Source organism: Candidatus Kuenenia sp. (assembly GCF_039794105.1).
Taxonomy (GTDB): domain Bacteria; phylum Planctomycetota; class Brocadiia; order Brocadiales; family Brocadiaceae; genus Kuenenia.
Genome location: NZ_JBDIWA010000032.1, coordinates 14,768 through 37,938 on the forward strand (window position 1 = coordinate 14,768; position 23,171 = coordinate 37,938).

At 43.3% G+C, this 23,171-nt stretch carries 19 protein-coding genes; 6 read left to right on the forward strand and 13 right to left on the reverse strand.

Going from position 1 to position 23,171, the window contains the following annotated elements; translation table 11 throughout:
• Window positions 1-12: 12 nt before the first annotated feature.
• A complete protein-coding gene (locus ABJL82_RS13280; protein ID WP_347275179.1) occupies window positions 13-1,137 on the reverse strand; it encodes an RNA ligase in 1,125 nt (374 codons plus the stop codon).
• 464 nt (window positions 1,138-1,601) lie between these two features.
• Between ABJL82_RS13280 and ABJL82_RS13285 the strand changes: the two genes are divergently transcribed.
• A complete protein-coding gene (locus ABJL82_RS13285; RefSeq protein ID WP_347275180.1) occupies window positions 1,602-3,077 on the forward strand; it encodes a DHH family phosphoesterase in 1,476 nt (491 codons plus the stop codon).
• 35 nt (window positions 3,078-3,112) lie between these two features.
• On the forward strand, window positions 3,113-3,943 hold the full coding sequence (locus ABJL82_RS13290) for a hypothetical protein (RefSeq protein ID WP_347275181.1): 831 nt from the start codon (window positions 3,113-3,115) through the stop codon (window positions 3,941-3,943).
• A gap of 387 nt (window positions 3,944-4,330) precedes the next feature.
• On the opposite strand, the gene ABJL82_RS13295 is transcribed toward ABJL82_RS13290, so the two are convergent.
• The 3 genes from ABJL82_RS13295 to proC all read right to left on the reverse strand — a co-directional run bounded on the left by ABJL82_RS13295 (window position 4,331) and on the right by proC (window position 7,735).
• Window positions 4,331-4,813 carry a hypothetical protein gene (locus ABJL82_RS13295; protein WP_347275182.1) on the reverse strand — a complete coding sequence of 161 codons (483 nt, stop codon included), beginning with the start codon at window positions 4,811-4,813 and terminating at the stop codon, window positions 4,331-4,333.
• A 92-nt stretch (window positions 4,814-4,905) separates the two neighbouring features.
• Window positions 4,906-6,918 (reverse strand): transketolase, encoded by a 2,013-nt coding sequence (gene tkt, locus ABJL82_RS13300; protein WP_347275183.1) that lies wholly within the window; start codon window positions 6,916-6,918, stop codon window positions 4,906-4,908.
• Between the two features lies 1 nt (window position 6,919).
• Window positions 6,920-7,735 (reverse strand): pyrroline-5-carboxylate reductase, encoded by an 816-nt coding sequence (gene proC / locus ABJL82_RS13305; RefSeq protein ID WP_347275184.1) that lies wholly within the window; start codon window positions 7,733-7,735, stop codon window positions 6,920-6,922.
• A 982-nt stretch (window positions 7,736-8,717) separates the two neighbouring features.
• On the opposite strand from proC, the gene grpE reads away from it, so the two are divergent.
• The 3 genes from grpE to ABJL82_RS13320 all read left to right on the forward strand — a co-directional run bounded on the left by grpE (window position 8,718) and on the right by ABJL82_RS13320 (window position 12,705).
• Window positions 8,718-9,368, forward strand: coding sequence for a nucleotide exchange factor GrpE (grpE, locus tag ABJL82_RS13310; RefSeq protein WP_347275185.1), 651 nt, complete (start codon window positions 8,718-8,720; stop codon window positions 9,366-9,368).
• 98 nt (window positions 9,369-9,466) lie between these two features.
• Window positions 9,467-11,068 carry an Hsp70 family protein gene (locus ABJL82_RS13315; RefSeq protein ID WP_347275186.1) on the forward strand — a complete coding sequence of 534 codons (1,602 nt, stop codon included), beginning with the start codon at window positions 9,467-9,469 and terminating at the stop codon, window positions 11,066-11,068.
• 32 nt (window positions 11,069-11,100) lie between these two features.
• Window positions 11,101-12,705 (forward strand): PDZ domain-containing protein, encoded by a 1,605-nt coding sequence (locus ABJL82_RS13320; RefSeq protein ID WP_347275187.1) that lies wholly within the window; start codon window positions 11,101-11,103, stop codon window positions 12,703-12,705.
• Between the two features lie 524 nt (window positions 12,706-13,229).
• Here ABJL82_RS13320 and ABJL82_RS13325 read toward each other — a convergent pair.
• The 8 genes from ABJL82_RS13325 to ABJL82_RS13360 all read right to left on the reverse strand — a co-directional run bounded on the left by ABJL82_RS13325 (window position 13,230) and on the right by ABJL82_RS13360 (window position 20,189).
• Complete coding sequence (locus tag ABJL82_RS13325) at window positions 13,230-14,324, reverse strand: methyl-accepting chemotaxis protein (RefSeq protein WP_347275188.1); 1,095 nt, start codon at window positions 14,322-14,324, stop codon at window positions 13,230-13,232.
• A gap of 425 nt (window positions 14,325-14,749) precedes the next feature.
• Window positions 14,750-14,989 carry a hypothetical protein gene (locus ABJL82_RS13330; RefSeq protein ID WP_347275189.1) on the reverse strand — a complete coding sequence of 80 codons (240 nt, stop codon included), beginning with the start codon at window positions 14,987-14,989 and terminating at the stop codon, window positions 14,750-14,752.
• Between the two features lie 270 nt (window positions 14,990-15,259).
• A complete protein-coding gene (locus tag ABJL82_RS13335; RefSeq protein WP_347275190.1) occupies window positions 15,260-16,102 on the reverse strand; it encodes an ABC transporter permease in 843 nt (280 codons plus the stop codon).
• Window positions 16,039-16,899, reverse strand: a complete 861-nt coding sequence (gene modA, locus ABJL82_RS13340) for a molybdate ABC transporter substrate-binding protein (protein ID WP_347275191.1) — start codon at window positions 16,897-16,899, stop codon at window positions 16,039-16,041. The genes ABJL82_RS13335 and modA overlap by 64 nt, the downstream gene beginning before the upstream one ends.
• 77 nt (window positions 16,900-16,976) lie before the next feature.
• On the reverse strand, window positions 16,977-18,353 hold the full coding sequence (locus ABJL82_RS13345; RefSeq protein ID WP_347275192.1) for a porin: 1,377 nt from the start codon (window positions 18,351-18,353) through the stop codon (window positions 16,977-16,979).
• A 185-nt stretch (window positions 18,354-18,538) separates the two neighbouring features.
• Window positions 18,539-19,411 carry an ATP-binding cassette domain-containing protein gene (locus ABJL82_RS13350; RefSeq protein ID WP_347275202.1) on the reverse strand — a complete coding sequence of 291 codons (873 nt, stop codon included), beginning with the start codon at window positions 19,409-19,411 and terminating at the stop codon, window positions 18,539-18,541.
• Entirely contained in the window at window positions 19,411-19,854 is a 444-nt protein-coding gene (locus ABJL82_RS13355) for a TOBE domain-containing protein (RefSeq protein ID WP_347275193.1), read from the reverse strand. The genes ABJL82_RS13350 and ABJL82_RS13355 overlap by 1 nt, the downstream gene beginning before the upstream one ends.
• A 2-nt stretch (window positions 19,855-19,856) precedes the next feature.
• Complete coding sequence (locus tag ABJL82_RS13360; protein ID WP_347275194.1) at window positions 19,857-20,189, reverse strand: LysR family transcriptional regulator; 333 nt, start codon at window positions 20,187-20,189, stop codon at window positions 19,857-19,859.
• 380 nt (window positions 20,190-20,569) lie between these two features.
• Here ABJL82_RS13360 and ABJL82_RS13365 point away from each other — a divergent pair, with 380 nt between their 5' ends.
• Entirely contained in the window at window positions 20,570-21,313 is a 744-nt protein-coding gene (locus ABJL82_RS13365) for a biotin--[acetyl-CoA-carboxylase] ligase (protein ID WP_347275195.1), read from the forward strand.
• Between the two features lie 8 nt (window positions 21,314-21,321).
• Here ABJL82_RS13365 and ABJL82_RS13370 read toward each other — a convergent pair whose 3' ends face one another.
• Window positions 21,322-23,139: a biotin/lipoyl-containing protein gene (locus ABJL82_RS13370; RefSeq protein ID WP_347275196.1), complete on the reverse strand. Its 1,818-nt coding sequence runs from the start codon at window positions 23,137-23,139 to the stop codon at window positions 21,322-21,324.
• Window positions 23,140-23,171 lie beyond the last annotated feature (32 nt).

The window sequence follows — 23,171 nt, forward strand, 5'->3', positions numbered from 1 at the left end:
GCTTGCAAAAAATCAGTCTACATGTGCCATCCCACCTAAATGGCTTTGCAGGATGTCATACGACGCGTAACATTTCCTGGCAAAACGTACCTGCCAATAAAAGCCTGCCTTTTCCTTTGATTGTATTTCAAAATGTACCTTGCGTTTCTGCAAATGGTCCATCATCCGTTGAATGTTTTCCTCTTCACGAAAACGGAGAAGAAATTCTTCCCTGATAAGTTCTCCAACCGCAGCCTTTTTAACACTTTCGTAAATGGGTTTTAATAATGCTTCACCCAGGGCAGTAAAATCTTTAGTGCTTAATTCATTGGATTGCTCATAACGATACATAGCTGCCCGGATTATACGATGAGTAAAGTATTCTGACGCTATTTCCGCCATGAGCGGAGCGTTGCAGCGTATATCACGCAGGCATGACCCGAAAGTAACATATTTCAGGGTTTTTTCTTCTTTACACGTTGGTTTGAAAACAATGCCCTCGCTGCCTGCATCGTCTAATTCTTTAACAATCTCTTTTAGGGCAAGGATATCTGCAGAAGAAAAACGCCCGAATCGCCTTACGGTAGGCATGCCATATTTATCGAAGATTCGTAACCGCTCTTCAACAGGAAGGTTTTGAGAAGTATTTTTCAGCATTAAATCAAAGGCAAAAAAGCGTATATCTTCCTTAACGTAAGGGGGACATTCAATGTTGTAAGGATTATCAGGTCCCGCGAATTCCCCGCAAACAATTAGGTTGGGGTGGTCGGCAAATATTTTTTGTATCTCCAGAAAATCAGCTATCCTGTCTGTAGAAAACGGGCAAACGTATCCACCTCGTGAGAAGGCGAGCACTTTTCCCCGGATACAAACAATTCTCACATTATAACCATCAACCTTTTCTTCAACATAAAATGGTTGTGTGTACGCATTCTTTAATCCGTTCTCCAGATGCAATATCCTTGCAATCCTTGGAAAGTCAAAAATAATGCCCGCACAGGTGACTATTGCTCCTTTTTCCAGAGGGCCAACCTTTCTCATTATCCGGTAATAGGAGATGCCATCATATTCTTCTCTGACAACATCATGCTTATCAATAGATTCCTGCCACCGGTCTTCAGAAATGCCTGCTTTTTTGATAACTTCGGTTAACGACATAGTGAAATATCCGAAAAAAGGGGTTTAAAAATAGTGGCGGGATGAAGCCCCCGTCCGATAAAAAGACCTTAAAAATATTCGATACATGATGTTACTTAACACCAAGCCTTTTATTCAAGGCAAAACTAGTGTATGATTTCAGCAAAACAAGTATTTTGCCCCCTTTTTTTTATTGTAACCTCAATATTTGTATAAGGTTAAATTTATGGTCATTTGTTTTTACTGTTGACTTGAAAAAAACATAATCGTATAATTGCCAATCGTTTTGTTGAATTATAAGGATAGTGTCCGGTAAAAATTTTATTTTTACCATGTTCGCTTTTTTTGCAATCCCCTTGATTCTCCCCCCTATTCACTCACGCCTGCCTGCCGGGCATGGATAGAGGCAGGCTTTCTTACGAGGGATTTTGCTGCTTGCTTACTGCGTTATGGAATAGGTTTTAATCTTTTAAGGAAATAAAGTTATGTATATAATCCTTGGTTGCGATTGTGTTGCTATGGCATTGGTCAAAAATTTAAGCAAATCCGGTGAAGAGGAAATACTTGTAATAGACAAGGATGAACAGGCCTTAAATACCTTAAAAGAATTTAATATCACTACGATAACCGCAGATATTTATGCCTACAACTTTAGTTCTTTGCCAGGGAAAGACCCGGTAGCCTTTATTATCTTACAAAAAAACCCTAAAGAAAACCTTGCCTTAATAAAACGCATCAAGGAATTATTCCCTGACAAATTTGTTTTAACGCAAGTGACAGACGATAAAGAATCCTCTGAATCAATGGCTGCCGGCGCCGACCGTGCTGTTGAATCGGCCAGGATACTCTCGGATGCAATTCTCAATGAACTGGAATCTGCAAAACTAAGAAGGTCTGCCTCGAAACTGGTAAAAGTTCTCCGGGAGGCCACGAATAATGGATTGGCTATTTTTTTACAGAACAACCCAGACCCAGACGCTATTGCTTCCGGGCTTGCACTCAAACGTATTGCCGGGGAATACGGCATTAAATCAAAGATTTATTATGGAGGGAACATTGGCCACCAGGAAAATAAGGCGCTGGTCAATTTGCTGCAAACAGACCTTATCAGACTCAATACTCCCGACGAATCGCTAAGTATTATTAACTCTGTTGATAAAATAGCGTTAATAGAAGCCTCTATCCCTTCGAAAAATAATATATTGCCGCCCGATACGAACGTTCATGTCATTATAGATCATCACCAAACGGATATTAGCCTTGTAAAAGGGGAATTCGTTGAAATAATGCCGGGTATTGGCGCCAATTCTTCTATTATGACAAGGTATTTAAGGTATTTGGGAATAGCGCCGGACGTTCCGCTTGCAACCGCACTTCGCTATGGTATAAGGGTAGATACCAGTGGATTTACAAGGAACACAACAACCGAAGACCTTGACGCGGCAGCCTATCTTTCTCCATTGGTAGATGTAGGACTCTTAAACCAAATTGAAAATCCCCCCATGAGCGCAGAAACGATGGATATCATTGGAAGAGCAATAAGAAACCGCGAAGTACGAGGGGCATACTTAACCTCATTTGTAGAATTCATAACCGACCGTGATGCGCTACCGCAGGCAGCCGAACTGATGCTGCAAATGGAAGGCATTTCTACGGTGCTCGTCTTCGGCATTGACAAAGACAAGGTTCAGTTATCGGCGAGGAGCGTGGATTCCAGGATTAATCTCGCGTCATTATTGCAAAAAGCTTTTGGCTTTATGAACGCGGGTGGGCATGCTACCATGGCTGCAGGTTGCATTGAACTTGGCATATTTGGAGATGTGACAGATAAAAGATCGCTTTCAAAAATCACTTTTGATGCTGTCAGGAAGAAGTTTTTCTCTGCCGCCGGAGTAGATATAGAGAAGAGAGAAATACCGGATGATCTGGAATCGATAATGAATTATAGCGTGAAAGACTAGTTATCTTTAATTTGTTAAAAAGGAGAAAAAAAGGAATGAAAAAGGGCTATTTAGCGGTTGCCGCGTTAATAGGCATGTCGTTTTCCCTCGCATCTTGTGTTTCCACGCAAACACAGGTAGAAGAAGAGGCGCCGGAAGTAAAGATAGAAGTTGTGCCTTATGACGCTCCTGCGGTAGAAACGGTGGAACCCGTTGCTGAACCAGTTGAAATTGAAATAACAGAAGAGGTCGTTGAAGAGGAAGAAATAGCGGAAGTGGCTCCTGCGGAGGAAATAGTAGAAGCTGTTCCGGAACCGGTAGAAGCAGAAACAATAGAAGAAGCGGCTGAGACTTTAGGGGTTGAAATACCGGAAGAAGAAGTCGTGACAGAAACACCTTCTGCCTCAAAAATGGAAGCGCCCGCTGCAAAAACAAGCACCTGTTCCGTCTGTGGCAAAGTCGCGGGAGAACAGCATATATGCGGCATCACTAGCTATTGCAGTCAATGCGGAAGGGAAGCAGGTTCCGGGCACATTTGCGGCACAACGCAATTTTGCCATGAATGCGTTGAAGAAGTAGGACCCAATCATATCTGTGATTTGACGTTTTTTTGTCCCGATTGCAAAAAAGAGGTGGGAGATGGGCATATTTGCAACGTAACAACACTTTGTCTGAACTGCGAGGAGGAAGTAGGGGCTGGGCATATTTGTGATTTAACGTATTATTGTTACGAGTGTGAAAAAGAAGTCGGGGATGAACACATTTGCGGCCTTACCCATTTCTGCTATGCATGCAAGGAAGAGGTGGGAGAGGGTCATACGTGCGGTGTAACATATTTTTGTTTCGAATGCGAAAAGGAAGTAAGTAAGGACCACAGGCACGAATAAATACAAATATATGGATTCCGGAGACTCCGTATTGCACTTAATACATTAAGTGCAATACGGAGGTACCCTCCCAGAAGCGCTAAGTTGTTTTTGATATTTTAGAAGGAGTCCGATAACGAATATCGAACAAGGAATTTCGAATTATGAATTTTCTTTTATCTTTCGATATTCGTTATTCATTAGCGTCTATTTGCATGTATTCGCGGTTAATAAAATAACCGCCAATGAACGCGAATAAACGCGCATATGGAAATTTCATAACACGATTAAATTAATCCGTAATTTCAACTTAGCGCTTATGAGGAACGAGGAACCCTTCCTCAAATCATCGATCCAATCCAGCCGCCTTTCATAGACAAATCGCAATTAACCTGCCCCGATAAGCAATCACTTTTCAATGATGAGTAGCAATCCGCAGTCAGGGCATTCTTTCGTATCAGCACTAATACTATAACCGCAAGCAGGGCATCTTCCCTGTGATTCCCAGTCCTGAGAAGCCTTGATTTCAGGATACTTTTGTGTATGGAATTCCTCAATACAGTTATTTGCGGCGAGTGCATCCCCTTTTGCTGTCAAGAGAAGATACCTGCATCCACACTTTCCCGTACTACAGCCAGGGGCTAAGACAATTTTAGAAAAAATGCCTTTTCTTAAAAGTAAATCCGCTAACTCACGAACGCTTTCTCTCCCTTCTTCCCTGATGGTGACCAATTCATCGTGGTGAGACACGGGAATGTCCGGTTTTTTCTTTCTTTCTTTTTCAACCTCTTCCGGCATTATCAGGAGAACGCCGCAGTCAGCGCATAAAGAAATATGCGCATAATATTCTGATTCGCATTTTGGGCAAATTTTTATATTTTCAGCGGGCATGAACAATTAACCAAAAAAAATTTCACTATTTCAAAAAGTCTCTGCCAGTTTAAATTACACATATAGTAGGGACATGCCATGGCATGTCCCTGCTATATAGCCCATTTTTTTTCAATCTCATTTAAAATATTTTTTGTGGTAAATCCAAAATGTTCTGCCAGGGCCTTTGCGGGAGCAGATGCGCCAAATTGGTCAATTCCGATGATAAGGCCATTGATACCCGTAAATTCATGCCAGATTCCCTTTGCCGCTGCTTCAATGGCGACACGCCTTGTACATGACGGCGGAAGGATGTTGTCTTTATATGCCTCTGAGTTGTTCCTGAATAATTCGAAACAAGGAAAGCTTACGAGGCGTGCAGCAACGCCCTTTTCCTGCAGTTTTAGTGTTGCTTCAAGGGCGATTGATACCTCGGACCCCGACGCCATGAGGATTATGTCCGGAGTACCCATGGAATCCTTTAATATGTAAGCACCGTCTTTTAATCCCTCAGACGAAGGATACACGGAGCGGTCAATAACCGGAATATTCTGGCGGGTAAGTATCAGTGCTGTTGGACCGTTTTTGTGGTTCAGTGCCGTTATCCAGGCCGCAGCCGTTTCGGTTGCGTCGGAAGGGCGTATTGTCAGCAGGTTTGGAATAAGCCTCAAGGATGGTATCTGCTCAATCGGCTGATGCGTTGGGCCGTCTTCTCCGAGAAATATGCTGTCATGGGTAAATACATAAATTACCTGAAGCTTCATTAACGCTGCAAGACGGATAGAAGGTCTCATGTAGTCGGAAAATGTAAGAAATGTGGAACCATGGGGAATAATGCCGCCATAAAGCGCCATGCCGTTGAGAATAGCGCCCATGGCATGTTCTCTGATACCGAAGTGGATATTTTTCCCCGCAAATGAATTTTTGCTGATGGCAGGCGACCCCTTAATAAAGGTTTTAGTGGAGGGGTGAAGATCGGCAGAGCCGCCGATGAGGGACGGCATTTGCTGTGCAATTATCTGCATCATATCTCCGGAAGCAGCCCTTGTTGCGACGGAATCTTTTTTGATGGTCTCAAGCAGTTTAGATTCAAGGTTGTCCGGGATAGCTTTATTCATATAAGCATTCCACTCGCCGGAAAAATCCGGATCTTCTTTTAAGCGGGTTTGAAAGGCATTTTGCCAGTTTTGATAAACCTCTTTTAACTCTTTTACGCGGTTAGCGCATAGTTGCCTTACTTCATCAGGAATGAAAAAAGCCGGGTTTTTTGACCAGCCGATATTTTCCTTTGTTAATGCAAGTTCTTTTTCTCCCAGCGGCTCCCCATGAACGGACGCATTGTCCTGCTTATTCGGACTCCCTTTTCCTATATGGGTTGTCGCGATAATAAGAGAGGGCCTTTCTTTTTCATTTTGCGCGGCCTGTATGGCATTCGCAATTTCATTATGATTGTGCCCGTCAATCTTAAAAACCTTCCATGAATATGCTTCAAAACGTTTTGCCACGTCTTCTGTAAAAGCAAGGGAGGTGTTTCCCTCTATCGTGATGTGGTTGTTGTCGTAAAGGTATATAATGTTGGAAAGTCCAAGATGCCCCGCAATGGAAGCTGCCTCGGAGGAAATTCCTTCCATCAGATCTCCATCGCTTACCACCCCGTAAATGGTGTGACCGATAATTTTTTTGCCAACTTTATTAAACCGTGCCGCAAGCAAACGTTCTGCGATTGCCATTCCAACGCCATTTGCAAATCCTTGCCCCAAAGGGCCTGTAGTGACTTCCACGCCGGGGGTATGGCCATATTCCGGGTGTCCCGGTGTTTTGCTGTTAAGCTGCCGGAATTGTTTTATTTCATCCAGAGGCAGATCATATCCAAATAGGTGCAATAAGGAGTAGAGCAGCATAGAACCATGGCCTGCGGAAAGGATAAACCGGTCCCGGTTGGGCCAATTCGGTACTTCCGGATTAAATTGTAAAAACTGTGTCCAAAGAACAAACGCAACATCCGCACATCCCATAGGCAATCCCGGATGCCCTGATTGCGCCTTTTCAACTGCGTCGGCGGAAAGCATTTTTAATGTATTGACTGCAAGTTCTGCTGTTTCTTTTTGTATGGCGCTTATTTTCATGTTATAACAATTCTCCCAATTTTTTAGATTTTAAAGCGGCGGCTTCTACTGCGTTTATGACAGCGGCACGTAATCCGCCATCTTCTAATTTGCTCACACCTTCGATAGTTGTTCCTGCGGGCGAGGTGACGGCGTCTTTTAACTGTGCGGGATGTTGCCCGGTTTCCAGCACCATTTTCGCTGCGCCCAATGCTGTCTGCGCCGCAAGGGCCGTTGCTATTTCTCTTGGAAGCCCCATTTTTACCCCGCCGTCTGATAATGCCTCAATAAACATATACACATAGGCAGGCCCGCTCCCGCTTACCCCCGTTACTGCATCCAGATATTTTTCCTCAAGCTGAAAAACCTTTCCGACGGCATTAAATATCGCGTGCGCCAATTTCGTATCGCTTTCCGTTGTATGTTTTCCTGGTGCGAAGGCCGTCGCCGAAGAAGCAATCAGGCATGGTGTATTAGGCATGACTCTGATAACACGAACGTTTTCTCTGAGTTTTGATTCAATAAAACGCAGGGGAATGCCTGCGGCGATGGATATGATTAAATGATTGGGAGTTATGTCGTTTTTTATATTCTCAAGCGCTTCACCTATAATTTGCGGCTTCACCGCGAGGATAATAACGTCTGCAAAGGCGGCAATATCATGATTGTTTTGTGTGGTTTGGACGCCAATTTCTTCTTTTAATAAACGGCGTCGCTCTGTAAGGATATCGCTAACAATAATGTTGCTGCCGGCGCTAAGGCCTGCCTTGATAATGCCTTTGCAAAGCGCCTCCGCCATCTTACCGCCGCCGATAAAGCCAAACTTTTCTTTTAACATTATGCATTTCCTGAATAATTTAGTTTTTGAAACACCTTAGTGTGTTTTGAGGAGAATGTTTTGTTCCCGCTCTCTAAAGAAAAAAAAATAAGGGATTAATTTTCACCCGTGGATTATATCGCAGAATAAAAAAAGGTCAAGGATGGATTGCCCGATACTGCGTGGGTAAGAACAAATTCAAATTTCGAAATTCGAAATTCGAAACAAATCCCAAATTCAAATGTTTGAATGCCCAAAACATTGTAACTATTCAGCGTAAACATTACACGATTCCCGGCGGGTTCAGGCGTGTAACCGTTCGGCTGAGCTCACGACGAAGCCTGAACCGATGAGTTTATGCGGATAATGGAGCCATGTACTGCGGTAAAACTCCAATGCTCAAATAACAAAATTGGAAAAGTAGGGGCGAAGCATTTGCCCGTTTGGGTATGAACTTATTTATAACAATTTATAGCAAATGCTTCGCCCCTACAATATGCGACAAACATCGCTATTATTGGAATTTTTCAAAAAACTAAAGTGTTACCAAAATCCCTGTTTGGAATTTGGAATTTATTTGTCATTTCTTCTGCCAATAGAAGGTTTGATTGAAAGTATAAAACGTTTGGTTCAGGTTACAAAGTGAACCCGCGAATATTAGCACAGATAAAAAACTTCGTAACACCATTAACGATATAATTTTGCGCAGGCCGCTGCCAGGACTAAAGACTTGACCCTTTTCATGGTTTCTTGTTGATATATGCGTTTTGAGGTGATATAACTCTTTATAAACCAATGCTTAATGGCGTTCTTTTTTGGCTTCCCGTTCCCTATAGTATTGCCCTGTAAAAGCTTCTTTTTTGTAAGTTTTCCTTCGTGTTCTATGTTCTATGTTCTTTGTGCCCTTTGTGGCTAAAGGACAGACGCACGGTCGTGCGTCTCTACATTTTGGTTGCGGCTTTGCTGCGATATGAAATAAAATGCATGAAAAGAGGGGGTGTTAATGAAAGGTATTGGAAAACCGATTATGTCTGAAGATACAGAAAATAGCAATCCGGTGAAACAGCAGGGTGATATGAAACATTCCGGAAAAAACGAGGCTTCTGACCCGGAAAGCGTAATGCTGAAAAATGGCACAGAACAAACCACCATTACAGAAATGCTTGCATCCCACAACGCGTTATTGGAAGAAGTGAAATCACTGATTGAAACCCGCTTGTCTTACGATGAAACAAAAGAAAAAACCATTGAGAAACTCCACGAAGAACTGAAACTATATCGTGACAATTTCATTTTCCAGTCGCAAAAACCTATTTTCATTGACTTGATTATGCTTTATGATGATTTTATGCAGGTACTCTCGGTTCTCGATGAGAAGAAGGATATGACAAAGGAAGAGATTGCCGCAATGAGGCATAATCTGCATACGATAAAGGAAGGGCTTCTGGAAATTCTGTATCGTAGAGAGGTAGAACTGTATCACAAACACCCGGATTTTCTTGATTATAAACTTCACAAAACGATAGGTACGGTGCCAACCAGCATAGAAAGCGAAAATAACCAGGTGGTGAAGATTGTAAAACCGGGTTTTTGCTTGAACGATAAGACGCTGAGGCCAGAGGAAGTGATAATAAAGAAATATCTTAAAGAATGATGCCGCGTGCGGCACGCATCCTAGCCGGTGAAAAGCAACCGTGTCGGTTTTTCTGAAAAACGATGCTCCGAAAAAAACAAAAACAGGAGAAGAGAACTATGTCGCCTAAAAAAACAACCGTAGTGGGAATTGATCTGGGCACTACTTTTTCAGCCATTGCGCACATTAATGAGGACACCGGCAAAGCAGAGATTATTCCCAGTCCCGAACAAGACCGTATCACGCCTTCTGTAGTGCTTATTGAAAAGGCGAATGATATTATTGTAGGAGAAATTGCAAAACAGAATGCTGTAGCGGAACCAAACAAGGTCGTTGAGTTTATAAAAAGACAAATGGGAAAACCAAAAGAAGATAAAAAGGATGAACAGGGGAATATACTGGTAAAGGGCTGGTGTTTTGAACATGAGGAGAAAAAATACAGCGCACAGGAAATTTCAGCGTTTATCCTGAAAAAACTGAAAAATGACGCCGAAGCGCGGCTGGGAACAATGATAACGGACGCGGTAATTACATGTCCGGCCTATTTTGGCGATCCCGAAAGGGCTGCAACCAAAGAGGCTGGCGTCATTGCGGGATTTAACGTTTTGGCAGTAATTGACGAACCGGTGGCCGCCGCGCTTTCTTATGGACTCGATAAACTCAAACTGGATCAAAATGTCTTTGTCTTTGACCTTGGCGGTGGAACATTTGACGTGGTTATCCTTGAAATCAAAGGTGGAAAAATACGGGAAGTGGTGGTTAATGGCGACCACTTGCTTGGTGGCAAGGACTGGGATGATGAAATCATCCGGTATGTATCAAAGATTTTTAAGGAAAAATACGGAACATACCCACTGGATGACCTTTCAGCGTATCAGGATTTGCAATTACGCGCAATTAAGGCAAAAGAAGAACTCACAAAACGCGAAAAGACAAAAATTATGTGTGTGCACGCGGGAAATACCCTCCTGGTAGAATTGACCAGAGACACGTTTGAAGAAATTACAAAACCTCTCGTTGACCGTTGCAGGGTATTATGCGGAATAGCGTTGAGCGATGCAAACATGACGTGGCAAGACGTTGGGGCGGTTCTCCTGGTAGGCGGTTCTACAAGAATGCCCATGATAAGGAATATGATTGCAGAAATAAGCGGAAAAACGCCTAGCGATGAACTAAACCCTGATGAATGCGTAGCCCTTGGCGCAGCCTGGCACGCCGCGATGTTAACTATTTCCAGCGGCGATATGCCCGGTGAGGTGGTTAAGAGGCTTGCCGGAGTGGAAGTGCAAAAAGTCGCTTCACACAATCTGGGCATCATCGCATTTGACGGAGACGGGAACGAACGGAATTTTCTAATGATACCAAGGTTTACTCCCCTGCCGTTTGAAAAAAAGGATATTTTTAAAACACTCACCGACAACCAGACTTCCATTCTTCTGCGGATTATGGAAGGCGGAATTATGGGAGAAAACGATACCTGCGATCCCCTGGACTGCAATATGATTGCGCAAGGTTCGATACGGGATATTCCCCCTTCACCAAAAGGCAGTCCCATCGAGGTGGCCTATAAATACAATGATATTGGAATACTGGAGGTACACGGTATTCATCTCCCATCAGGAAAAGAGGTAGTAATAACGGTGGAACATACCGGCGGTCTGACCGCCCAGGAAATAAAAGCCGCAAGTATGAACATTGAAAAGGCCACAATAACAAGTTAATACAGAACTTTCAACAAACAGAAAAACAAGCCATGGCTACGTCGTTTGATCCTGATAAGTATTTCCATAACAATGAATGGAAAAGCGCCATCGACCCATCTAAAAACCACTATGAGCGTTTGGGATTAAGGTTCGGCGAAAATTATTCCGCCCAAAATATAACAAAATCTTTTCAGCAAAGATATGACTGGTGGCGCGAAGTAAACAAACGATACAACACAAACCCCGCCAACACAAAAACAAAAGAAACCGGGCCTGCCTCTGTCGAAGCAATGGGAAAACTGCAGGAGGCGTATGCAGTATTGACCAATCCTTCAAAAAAATCAGCATACGACAAACAACTCTCAACCGACAGCGGTAAAAAGGCGGGAGAAGAATTTAAAAAAATGATTCATATTGTTGCAAGCGACAACGCGCTCACGCAGGAAGGGAAAAAGATACTTCTTAATTACGCTGATACCCTGGGACTTAGCCAGGCAACAGCTTCCGATATGATAACAACAGAAACAGACAAGATGGGGGTAAGGCAACATCAATCATCTTCTCATTCAAAGCCAATTATTGTCGTCAGACAGTCCGGCGCTTATCAACAACCGGAGCTCCCAAACTATTATGCTCTTTTGGAAATAGACGCAACTGCCGGAAATCAGGAAATACGGGAGGCATATAAGAGGAAAATGTCTCTTTGGGAAAGCCTGAGTTCAAATCCAAAATTCAGAGACTTTGCCCTGCGAAAAATAGATATCTTGCAGGAGGCCGTTGATATACTGCTCAATCATGACCGGAGAAGGAAATACGACTATGAATTATTTGGCAAGGGGAGAAAGCCTGTCGGGAAAGCGTCGCAAGGAAAAAGCAAGACAATAACGGCTGTCCTTGGCGGTGTGGCAATGGTAACTGTAGCGGCGATGATTGTTGTTGCTTTAAACAAAGGCAAGAATTTTCCTCCGGCAATAGTTGCCCCCGAGCCGTATATTCCCAAAAACGAGGAAATGCATGATATTTCGGTGCAGGAAGAAGTATCTCCATTTTATAAGGGGTGGCTGGGCGCAACAATCCAGGAGATTGACCCCGCACTGGCGGAGGCTTTTGGTGTTGACATTACAGAAGGGGCCATAGTGACGGAGGCGCTGGGCAACTCTCCCGCGGAATACGCAGGACTACGGAGCGGAGATATCATCGTTGAATTTGACGGGGCGAAGTTACGGCACGCGAATCACCTGAATTTCATGGTGGAACAAGCAGGAGCAGGGAAGCATGTTGCGATGAAAATCATACGAGACCGTAAGGAAATGGGGCTAAATGTGATTCTTGGCGAACGACCAACTGAACCATTTTCTGCCACGACGCCGGAAACGATACCTCCTGAAAAAAACATTGGCATAATGGTACAAAACGTATCCGAAAATGGAAATGGGGGTGACGGAGTATTGGTTATTGATGTGCGGCCGGAAAGCCCGGCGGCAAAATATAATATAGAAAAAGGGGATATCATTACGGAAATAAACAGAAATAAAATCTCTAATGTCTCTGAATTTATAAGGGCATTGATCTCTGCAGATGCCGGTGAAAAAATACTCCTGCATATAAAAAAAGGCGATATCTCACTTTATCTTACCGTCGATCCTGCTGAATAAGAGTATAAGGAGGATAAGAAAACTTCAGAATTCTAAATTCCTAAGCTGACATAGCAGGAAATAAAAAATACGAATTCGAAGTACGAAATACGAAACAAATCCGAATTACAAAGCATAAAATTCAAAACATCCCTGTCTGTGTGCGATCACGCACGGGCAGGCAACAAATATGAAGCAGGAAATGCGAGGTACAAAAGATGTATTTGTTTAGAATTTCAAGTCATTTTGTCATTAGAATTTGTTTCGTATTTCGTACTTCGAATTTCGTATTTCACTATTAAATATTTTGCCAAAAAATGCAAAAATATTACTTATAAGGTACTAAACGTTAGATTAGTGATGGTTCTTGAGGCGGTAGGAAGGGGAGGTGAGTGTATTCCAACGCTACCGCCTCAAATAAACCATCAGTCTCTGACACACTAGGAGGTGTTTGACAGTCACGGACTGTCAAAAAGGAGAGGTCTTTCCCTGTCAGATTTACTCATTAATAAGGCATTTATTTTTGAAATACTTCATCTATGGTATTACATCGCCTGTATAATTAAAGAATGCCAGGCTGTTGTATACGTTTCATATCCAGGGGCTTTGGCATGAGCAATACAGCATTTTGAATCATTGTACTCCGCAAGAATAAATCCTTTTTTATCTTCAAACAATTTGAATTTGCCGGTGAAATCGATAGTGTCTTCCAGATTCCTGCAATGTGTATCTGCAAGGACAAGCCCTTTTTCGTCAACGATGCAGACGCGGCTTTTTTGTTTTTCTTCTTTGCTCAAAGGCGTGTTTTCAACAATCGTTTGGGCAAGTGCATCAAATTTGAATATAATGCCAAGGGCGCCAATAATCTTTCCGTATTTATCGCCATTTTCACGCACGGCTGTCGTGTAAATTAAGACGCGTTCGTCATTCACAAGCGGGGATCTGTGAACCACTCCCCAGCCAAAATCATCCCCTGTCCTGCATTTCATGGCCTCCATAAACCATTTTGACCGGGATACAGATTCTCCGATGGAATTGTAGTGTTCGCTCCTCCCGTTTGCCACAATCATGCCTTCTGCATCGCACAAAACCAGATCGAAATATACCGTGTAAGAGTCAAGGATAATGCCCATCCGTTTTGAAGCGTAATCGTATGCCTCAGATGTTTTTTTTGTCAGGGCGTCAACAAGACTGTTGTCCGTAGCCCACCAACGGACGTCACACGATCTTTCATATAAATTCCGGTCAATCAGGTCTATATTTGTCAATGCCAGATCCGATAACCGCAGCCCCCGGTAATTCGTGGAAATATGCTCATTTATCTTTGCAATTTCCTTAAAATCTTTCGAGGCTTCGCCTTCCAAATTCTCCACCAAACTGGAAATTTCCTGTGATAAAAAACCCATTTCCGATGCTACCACAGAAAATGCCGCTCCGACTTCTCCCACACGGGCAGCTTCAACTTTTGCATTAAGCGACAAAATTCTGGATTGGAAGGTGATTCTCTGAATGTCTTTGATTGCGCTGTCCATCTTTGAAGACAATTGTAATGCAAGGCCGGTAATACGCTCAGGGCTGAAGTTTTCATCGCCATTTGGCGAAGCGGTCAATTCTTTTTCTATTTCTTTTTCGGCTATCATAGGGGGGGACTCCACGAAAAGATAATTATTTTTTTGTACCTTAAAGGTACAAGTCTTTTCAATATTTTTTCGCCGCAAGCTAATTATAAATACTAAATAATTTATATATAGCGAATTTGGAGCAATAACTATACCACATGATTGATCAATATACCAAATAAAGAACGGCGGATCCGCAAAAGCGCCTATTGTGATATACTTACCGGTTGGAAAAAATGGCGGAAGGCTTTTTTTTAACATTATGGTTTGATAGGAAGCCCACATTATTTGGCAATAATCAACCACCTTTTTCGGTAAACTGACCTATTTCATCATTTGACAGTCACTGGTCATTGGTCATTGGTCATTGGTCAACCGCCGACTGTAGATTACCGAGGCAGGAGGAATAATTAAATATTTTGCCGAAAAATGCAAAGAAATTGCTGCTAAGGTATTAACTCGCCCTCATTTCCCTGGTTTTTTGAAGGGAGATGCCCTATTTCAATTCCAATGCTTTTGCCTAAAAGTATTACAATGCTTGCCAGGCACGGCTCGATGTCTTTTGTGCCCAGAAAAGAGAGGTGTTTTAAATCAACACAATCTTTTCTGAGATTGCCTATGTGCTCGCAAACAGAAATTGCCGGACAACGTCCCGGTTTTTTGGGTAATACATTTTTATTTTCCATAAATGATCCTTTTTTTAAAAAGAATTAAAATGTAGCACTAAATGTGAGATACGAAAGATGCTTTTATTTAGAATTTCAAATCATTTTTTGTGACTATTCAGCGTAGATGATGGAATATTACCGAACATAGCCCAAAAGGGGCGAAAGCGTATAGCAGGGGGTGAAGCCCCCTGAAAATGGAGAATACCGTTATTAGCACTGAAAGGGCGAAAGGAATTGTTTCTTTCAGGCCTCATATTGAAAGTACGCTGAATAGTTACACAAAATATACTATTTCCAATCATAGGGCATTCTTCCCAACAATAACCTTGTGCCATACAGCACACCTATGCCTATTCCAATAAGGATAAAAATTAGAATTACGGTTCTTTCGATATCTGCATTGGAAAGACTCATAAATATTGCTATCGGAATTGTTTCTGTTTTCATTGCCATTGAGCCTGCAATGGTGATAGTTGCGCCAAATTCTCCAAGCGCCTTTGCCCATGTTAAAATAGCACCGGCAATAATGCCCCGTTTGCTCAGGGGAAGCGTGACCGTTAAAAACGACTTTAGCGGCGATGCGCCAAGCGAACTGGCAACATCCTCGTACTTGCCGGGTATTTCGTCCATTGCAGCCTTTATTAACCGCGTTGCAATTCCGGCAGTAGTGATAAATTGGGCGAGTATAATCCCCGGGAAGGCAAACACGAATTGCACTCCGTGTTGCTGCAGCCAGCTTCCGGCAGGGTTGCTGAAAAAAATGAGAAGCATGGCGCCCAGCGCAGCAGGAGAAACAATCATAGGTAGTTCGAGCATTGTATCTATAATGCCTTTTCCTGGAAAATGACACCGCGACAATGCATAGGCGGAGGGGATGGCAATGCACAAAGAAATCAATGTCGCGATGGTGGCCGCCGACACGCTGAGGCGCATGGAATAAAAAGTTCTCTCATTAAAAAGCGTCTCTGCAAAAAGGGATCCCCTGAAAAAGTAGGCAAGGGATACAATAAGCCCGGCATAGAGGAAAAACGAGCAGAAAGCAAACATTATACAAAGTCTTTTAAATCTCATTTCATGGTCCACTCCGCCGGAACGGCATATTCGCCGCCAACGGGCTTCTGCCCTATCCATGCGAAGGCTTCCTGTTCCGATGAAAAATATTGATATTTTTTGTATATTGACCGTACTTCTTCAGAAATGATGAAATCAACAAACTGCTCTGCAAGCACTTTCTTTTGAGTAAAGGTTGAAACCGCGATAGGTATATAACCCACACGCACAACTTCATTGCTCTTTAGGGGAATTGTTTCAACGGTCTCCGGGTTCCAGTGCTGAAAAACACTCCACCCTATTACCGCATCCACCTGTTTTAAAGAGACGACCGTCAGTGTTTTCGCGCAACTCTCCGTATAATTTACAATGTTTTTTTTAAAGTCTTTTTTCTGTTTTTTTGTGAAATTCTTTTCAATTATTTCCACCGCGTACGCTCCGACACACACGCCCTCCGGATTTGCTATGGCGACTTTCATGCCGGGACGCACCAAATCTTCCAGGCCTTTAATATGCTTCGGGTTGCCTTTTTGTACATTTATTGCAGGGACAAGATACACAACAATCCTTTCGGTTTCAGGATATACATAGCCTTCCCTTTTTGCCTTTTCCATATAATCTGAAGAACCCGGGAAATAAATGTCTCCTTTCTTTGCCAGTATCATCTGCGAGAGAACATATCCCGAACCACCAAATATTACCTCGACCCTGACGCCCGTCTTTTTTTCAAACAGCTTCACCGCCTCCTCAGCAGGAGGCTTGCTTGCCGCGCCTACGAAGAGCAGAAGCCTTTCTTCGTTTTCAGACCTAACATCTGTTGCAATGAAAAACATTGCCGTTAAAAAAATAGTACAGGTAAAAAATAATCTGAAAACCATATATTAACTCCTTATTATATTGTTAAGTGAGAATAATAAATTTTGTTCCATAACAGTAGAACATAACAGCCATTATATTAAAATGCAATTTCGTACTGTAATCTGTACTTGTTTTCTCTTTTATCCTGCTCGCTGCCTTGTTCAGTGATGAAAGTACCAAAATCAGCCTGTATCTTTGACCGGTGACCTCGGAAATAATAATTTACTCCCGCTGTATACTCCCTCTGAATATCGTTTGATACATCGTCATCCGGGTCAACCATGGAATAGCGGGCGGCTATCTCGAGTTTTTTGGGTATAACAAAGTAACCGGCCTGTGTAAAGAATCCGTCTGATTCTATTGAATCTCCTCCACTATTAGACTCAGGATTTTCTGTCATCATATAGTATTCGCTATCCCATGAAAAGCCCCTGTACCTTAGCCCGAAATCAGCCACACCCACTATTACGTCTGCATCATCACGTTTTACATCTTTCTCCTTTCCATTAAAGGCAACAGATGCTCCCATAGTTGCCTTAAGGGTCTCGGAATATCCCAGGTCAGTTCCGTCGTAATAATTAAATTTCCCAAGCGGATTATATCTCAGGCTTAGCACGTACATAAGTTCGTTGTCAAGATTTTCATCCTTTCCGGTAATCCTTTTTGCCGGGTTTTCTCCGGCGCCCTGAAAGATTGCGGCATGGTATTCAATGTGTCCGTCAAAAGGTTTTCCGTAAATATCCAGACCATAATCACGGTCCTGATCAAAGGTATCGCTGGCAATAGCTCTATCCTGAAACAACAGTCTTTGTGAGGATATAACCCTTTCTCTGTTGAACGGCACCTTAAAATATCCAATTTTTGCATTCAATTCTTTATAAGGGGTAAAGTATACGTAAAAATCCCTTAAGCTGACATTAAAGCTGTCTGCGTCTATAGCCCAGTAATAATGAAGCATTTTGCTATAGATGTTTCCGCCCATATAGACCCTGGCGCGGCGTACGTCAATATTTTGCGTATCTACCCCTCCAAAATCTTCATCCTTGTCGTTAAACTGATACCGCATCTGCAATCTGCCGCCGATATTTAATGAATACTTGTCATCCGATGTTCCTATGTGCAATGCATAACTGCTATCATCAGGTGTATAGGAGACGTCGCAGATGTCAGCTTCTGTCCTGCGCCACTCCATTAGCGAAGCGCCTGACAAACCTAATCCCGGTATTTCCCGCGCCTCATCCGATGCCAGGTAGTTCTCTACCTCTTGCTTTACATTTTCCTTAATTTCTTCTTTTGCAACTGTCACTGGTTTTTCACTCATAGTCTCGACACGATTTTTCAATTCTTTGATTTGCTCCTGCTGGCTTAACGCTAATGTCTCCATCTGCTTCATCATTTTTTGCTGAGACAAAAACGCCTCTTCCATCTGTTTTAACTGCCCTTTTAATTCATTCAATTCGCCCTCATATGCCATGCAAGTCCGCATCGTACCAACGACAAATATACTATATACTGTTAATAAAGGCCAAAGAACATGCTTAAATTTCTTACCAAACACAAAAAACTCTCCTTTCCAAAAATAAAACTACACTAGAAAATAAATATACAGCCACTTCTGAAAATACGTTATATCATATCTGGCATAACGATGGTAAAAATTTATATAATTGACAGCGCCTTGAATATAACCACGTCAGAAGATTTTGCGCCGATTATTACATCGTCGCCTTCCTTTAAATTCATTTCCTCTATTTCTTCCCTGTCAATCAGCGTCTTAAAATATTGCTCTGCATGCAGGATGGTTACAATTGCCATAATAGTATCATATTCAATATTGATGACTTTGCCTGCAAGCTGCACACGCGTACTAAGCCTTTTCCCCAAAAAAACTTCTTCCGGAGTCCCCTGTTTTATTACACTGCCTGAATGTATCACAACAACGTTGTCGGCCATTTTATAGGTTTCCGGAATATCATGTGTCACATACAGGGTTGTTACCTTAAGCTGGCGCAGGATGCGCTTCAGATCATCCTGCAATTGCCTGCGCGTCTGCCAATCCACTGCGGAAAGCGGTTCGTCCATTAACAAAATATCGGGTTCTCTTGCCAGCGCCCTGATAAGCGCTATTCTTTGTTTTTGTCCGCCTGACAATTGAGACGGATAATAACGCTCGTAACCGGAGAGCCCGACAAGCGCAAGCAGGTCTTTTACCTTATCCCCCTCATGTCTTTTTTTTGCCCCATATAATACATTCTTTTCAACCGTCAGGTGCGGGAACAACGCATAATCCTGAAAGACAAAACCAACCGACCGGTATTGAGGGGGAAGATTTATATTGTTTTGCTTGTCAAACCAGACGTCGTTTCCGTTTTGAATGCTGCCATTATCCGCCGTTGACAGTCCGGAGACAAATCGCAATATGCTCGACTTTCCCGCACCTGACGGACCAAATAAAACGGTAATCTCCCCCGTGGGTATTTTAAATGCAGCATCGAGTTGAAAGGCATGCCATTTTTTCTGAAGGTTGACCACTAACAATTGCGTCCTTCTCCATTCATTGAGATGCCCTTTTTATTTTTAAATAAAATCAATTCGGTTGATTTGACAATTGCTGTTATTTCTTCGCCTGTTTGTATATTCATTTCTTCTAATGAAGCATTGGTGACAATTGCGCAGAGGGTGTCTCCCTGAGATTCAAAAATAACCTTTGACAGCACATCGCCCCGGAGAATGGTTACAACAACTCCTGTTATAAAATTTCTGGCGCTCAATATGCCTCGAAATGCCTTTGCCAGTATCAGGTCTGTGCTTTTCATAAGCACACTGATAGCGTCTCCCTCGAAAAGATTCATATCGTCGCATGAAGCTGTTGTGATAACGGCGCTCAGAGGGATGTCTTTCCACATGATTTGAATATGGGTATGAATCCTGCCCTTATTGATTTTCATTATTTTGCCATTAAGTTTGCAGGCCATAGTTATTTTCCGAAAATGCGCTTAAATTCCTTTTCCGCTAAAGTGTTAAGCCTGTTTTTATAGGTATTAAAATTTATCATCAGTCTTTTCGCGTCCTCCGTCAGTACCGCGCCGCCGCCGCCCTTCCCCCCCGTGGTAACTTTTAACAATTTAGTCCCCAACACCTTTTCAGTAGCCCTTATTTTCCCCCATGCCGCACGATATGACATCCCCATCTCCTTTGCCGCTGCATTTAAAGAACCAAGCCGGTCTACCGCCTCCAGCAGCAATCTCCTGCCTTCCGCAAATGCAACGCCATCCCCGCATTCCAGCCATATTTTTATTTTTACTTTCATACATTACCCCTTCTGCGGCTTTCACGTACATATCCTTTGCGCGATTAGATTGCAAAACCTGAACCCGCCAGGAGATCAAAGGGAAATTGTCATTTGTAGTGCGATGAGGCTCGTCGCACTACTTGAGTTGACCCCACAAGATGGAAATTCCTGTATATAAAATCTGATTAAGCATTATGCCATAATAGACATAGCGATATCAATGATAATTTGTTTTTAGTGAGCATTGAGCATTGAATATTTTTCTTACTGCGTAACATGCGTTGCACAGTTTTGAAAATAGATATTGCAGATACTCTGGCAAATACTATAATAATTTGATTATGGACGGATTTTCACCTGTAATTGCCATTGTTGACAATTTTTTCACTTGCTAAACCATGATAAAATTTCTGGAACCTGAATGGCACGACAAATTATCATCTACCAACACTGTCCTTCTGGACTGGCTTAAGGATGAAAAAGATATTCCCGCAGGATTTGTATTGGCCGCCCTTGAGCAAACTGCCGGTCATGGACGAAGTAATCATCACTGGCTTTCCCAGCCAGGAGAAGATCTCACCTTTTCCTTTCTTTTGTATACCCGGCATGACCTTTCGGGGCTTGCTTCACTCTCCATGGCAATTTCACTGGGAATCGCTTCCGCCCTGGATACCTTCGGTTTCACGACACAAACAAAGTGGCCAAACGACCTTCTTGTAAGGGGACGTAAAATCGGGGGTATTCTTTCCGAGGAGAGTAGCGTGAAACGTCCGGACGGACATGCTACCATCGTTGTTGGCGTGGGGGTCAATGTGAATATGCAGGAGCCGCAGGTTTCTTCTATGAAAAAACCCGCAACTTCTCTTCGCATTGAGACCGGGAAAAAACATCTTATCAAGGATGTTCTCGGTACCATTCTTGAAATGTTGCCTCAGAGGATCGACCGTTGGGAAGCAGGCGGGTTCCCCGCCATACGTGATGAATGGCTTGCGCGCTGCTGTTTCGTTGGAGAGCATATAACCGTGGGAGAGGGAAAGGAACAAAGATCAGGTATTTTGACGGGATTTGGGGAGAAAGGACAAATCATCCTTCGCGGTGATGATGGTTCATTATGTGATGTTTGGGCGGGCGAAGTAGAATAAACTGCTTCTTAGTTTATAAACGCAAGCACCTGTCCGGTGGCAACCTGGTCGCCTTCTTTTACCTTTATATCAATTACTGTTCCCTCTGCAGGGCTTGAAACGTGTATTTCCATTTTCATTGCCTCAACAACTAACATTGACTGCCCGGAATGAAGATAATCGCCAATCCTTGAGGTAAACCGAACCACCTTCCCAGGCATTTGAGCCTTTACCGCAATGCCTTCTCCCTTAATTTTTTTTACGCCTAAGGCTGTTCCTGTATCCGGCGTTTTACGAATTTCTACCTGATAGATTTTATCATTTACCTTTGCCTTGTTTCCTTCAATCGTAACCGAATAATCTTTTCCGTTCACCGTCAGCAGGTATTCCTGCGACCTGACTTGCCGGTTCTGTTCCTCATTGACCGCAATCTGTCCACCCTTTTTCTCCACCAGGCGAATCCCAATCTCCGCTTTTCCTTTAAGGAATTTCAGCCCCTTATCCGTGCATGTGGCAACGATGAAAATATTCTCATCCGTCTCTGCAATGCCCTCCTTTTTAAGTATTTCCCGGACATGTCTAACGCTCTTTTTCGTATCCACGTCGTTTATTTCAAGCGGAGAACGCACGGTTGGTTCCAGTTTGAGCTGTTCTGCCGCTATTTTCACTATTTCCGGATCTGGCGGCACGGGGGTCTTCCCGAAATAACCCAACACCATTTTGCCATAGCCCGGAGCGATTTTCTGCCAGGGGCCAAAAAGAACATTGTTAAATGCCTGTTGGAAGTAAAACTGGGAAACGGGGGTCACCGAGGTTCCGTATCCGCCCAACTTGACCACCTCACTCATGGATTTGATCAGCTCCTGATATTTATCCATAATGCCGTTATCGCGAAGCATCTGGGTATTTGCCGTAAGGGCGCCGCCAGGCATGGGACTCCATAAAATAAGCGGCTCTACGGACGTTGCCTCAGGGGGAAGAAAGTAATCTTTCATACATTCCTTAAAAACCTCTTCCGCCTCGCGGACTTTGTCAATATCGACGTCAAGCTCATATCCGGTACCTCTCAGTGCATGCCACATAACCAAAATATCGGTCTGGCATGTTCCGCCGGAACAGGGCGACAGGGAAAGGTCGATAGCATCAGCGCCGCCATCCAGGGCCGCCTTGTTGGCGCTTACGCCGATACCCGCCGTTTCGTGCGTATGAAAATGAATAAACATCTCTTCAGGAAGTATTTTTCGCGCCCGTTTTATGGTCTCATATACCTTTGACGGCACGGCTGTGCCGGAAGCATCCTTAAAACACAAGGAGTGAAATGGTATTCCCTCGTCCAATATCTGACGCAGTATTCTTATATAAAAATCCGGGTCGTGCGCGCCGGTACATCCCGGAGGCAATTCCATCATGGTGATGCATATCTGGTGTTTCAGCCCCGCCTCAGCAATGCATTTGCCGCTGAAAATAAGATTTCTCACATCATTGAGCGCATCGAAATTCCTGATCGTTGTAATACCGTGCTTTTTGAAGAGTTGGGCATGCATCCGTATAATGTCGCCAGACTGAGACTCCAGCCCCACGACATTGACGCCCCGGGAGAGAGTCTGGAGGTCAGCGCCATGGCCGGCGGTTTCACGGAACGTGTCCATCATGGCAAACGCATCTTCATTGCAATAGAAGTAAAGCGATTGAAAACGAGCGCCTCCGCCTGCTTCAAAATAAGAAATACCGGCGTCTCTTGCCGCCTCCAAAGCCGGAAGGAAATCCCTGGTAAGAACACGGGCGCCATACACGGATTGAAACCCGTCCCTGAATGCCGTACACATAAATTGAACTTTTTTCGTCATTTTGTATCTTAGCAACAGAAAAAGATTATTTC